General features: G+C 71.7%; 1 protein-coding gene and 1 pseudogene. Both read left to right on the forward strand.

All coding sequences use genetic code 11. The annotated features are described in order from the left end of the window. Positions 1-849, forward strand: a complete 849-nt coding sequence (locus AB8Z36_RS38725; protein ID WP_369218052.1) for an ABC transporter permease — start codon at positions 1-3, stop codon at positions 847-849. Next, positions 822-1,559 (forward strand): annotated as a pseudogene (locus AB8Z36_RS38730) (ABC transporter ATP-binding protein); the annotation flags it as partial. The gene AB8Z36_RS38725 and the pseudogene AB8Z36_RS38730, both read left to right, overlap by 28 nt. Between the last annotated feature and the right edge of the window lie 385 nt (positions 1,560-1,944).

Consider the following 1,944-nt stretch of genomic DNA (forward strand, 5'->3'; position numbering starts at 1 on the left):
ATATACGACACATCACCCGAGGCGGCACCGCCAGCCCCGCCGGGCCCCGAACTACAGACCCTGGTCCCCTCCTCGCGCCGCCGCGCCCCTCTCCCCCGCTGGCTGCGCCGCACCGCGAGCCCGATCCTGGTGCTCGCGGTGTGGCAACTGCTGAGCGCGACAGGCGTACTGACCAGTGACGTGCTCGCCCCGCCCGGGACGATCGCCCGCGTGGCCGGTGATCTGATCGGTGACGGGTCCCTGCCCACCGCCATGGGCGTCTCCCTCCAGCGCGTCGCCGTGGGGCTGCTGTTCGGCACGGTCATCGGCACCGGCCTCGCCCTCCTGTCCGGACTCTTCCGGATCGGCGAGGACCTCGTCGACACCAGCGTGCAGATGCTGCGGACCGTGCCGTTCGTGGGGCTCATCCCGCTCTTCATCATCTGGTTCGGCATCGGCGAGACGCCCAAGATCGCCATCATCGCGCTCGGCGTGTCCTTCCCGCTCTACCTCAACGTGTACGCCGGTATCCGGGGCGTGGACGCCCAGTTGATCGAGGCCGGGGAGTCGCTCGGTCTGTCGCGGTGGGGTCTCGTGCGGCACGTCGTCCTGCCCGGCGCGCTCCCCGGGGCCATGACAGGCCTCCGCTACTCCCTCGGTGTCGCCTGGCTCGCCCTCGTCTTCGCCGAGCAGGTCAACGCCGACTCCGGCATCGGTTTCCTGATGGTCCAGGCCCGCGACTTCCTGCGTACCGACGTGATCGTGGTCTGCCTCATCGTCTACGCCTTCCTCGGCCTGATCGCCGACTTCATCGTCCGCACCCTCGAAAGGCTGCTGCTGCAATGGCGACCGACGTTCACCGGCCGGTGACCTCCGCTCCCGCGCCGGACACCCAGGCCGCCGTCCGCGTCGACGGACTGACCCGCTCCTTCGACGGCCGCAAGGTCATCGATGACCTCCGCCTCGATGTGCGTCCGGGCGAGTTCGTCGCCCTGCTCGGGCGCAGCGGCTGCGGCAAGTCGACGCTGCTGCGTGTTCTCGCCGGGCTCGACCGTGACATCGAGGGCACCGTTCTCGTACCGCGCCGCAAGGCCGTCGCCTTTCAGGCGCCCCGCCTGATGCCGTGGAAGCGCGTATGGCGCAACGTCCTGCTCGGCCTGCCGGGCAAGCCCGGGCGCGACGTCGCCGAGCAGGCGCTCGCCGAGGTGGGCCTGAAACACCGCGTCAACGCCTGGCCCAAGACGCTCTCCGGCGGCGAGGCCCAGCGTGTCTCGCTGGCCAGGGCCCTGGTGCGCGAGCCTGATCTGCTCCTGCTCGACGAACCGTTCGGCGCGCTCGACGCGCTGACCCGCATCAAGGCCCAACGGCTCGTCGACGAACTCTGGCAGCGGCGCGGCTGCGCGGTACTGCTCGTCACGCACGACGTGGAGGAGGCGGTGCTGCTCGCCGACCGGGTGCTCGTGATGGACGGCGGCGTCATCGCGTACGAGACGGAGATCGGCCTTGAACGGCCCCGCTCGGTCTCCGACCCGCGCTTCGCCGCGCTCCGAGGTGAGCTGCTGCGGCGGCTGGGAGTCGAGGGCGACGCCTCCGAGGGGCCGCCGTCCGGGTCTTCTCAGGGGCGGCCYTCTGACGCAGCTCAGGGGGAACCGTCCGGGTCTTCCCGGAGGCGGCCTTCTGACGCAGCTCAGGGGGAACCGTCCGGGTCTTCCCGGAGGCGGCCTTCTGACGCAGCTAAGCGGGAGCCGTCCGACGCCGCCCAGAGGGAGTCGTCCGACGCCGCTCAGGGCCCTTCCGAGGACTTCGGCGACGCACCCACCGCCCCTGTCGCTCCCGTCGCCACCGCCGCTCCCGGCATCACCACCGCCGCCACCAAGGCCTCGTCGCCCGAGCGAGCGGCGGGAACGACCGCAGAGTCCCCGGCGCGGGCCCCGGCCACCGCCTCGGCCGCACCCTCCGACGGAT

This window comes from Streptomyces flavofungini (genome assembly GCF_041028215.1).
Lineage (GTDB): Bacteria > Actinomycetota > Actinomycetes > Streptomycetales > Streptomycetaceae > Streptomyces > Streptomyces flavofungini_B.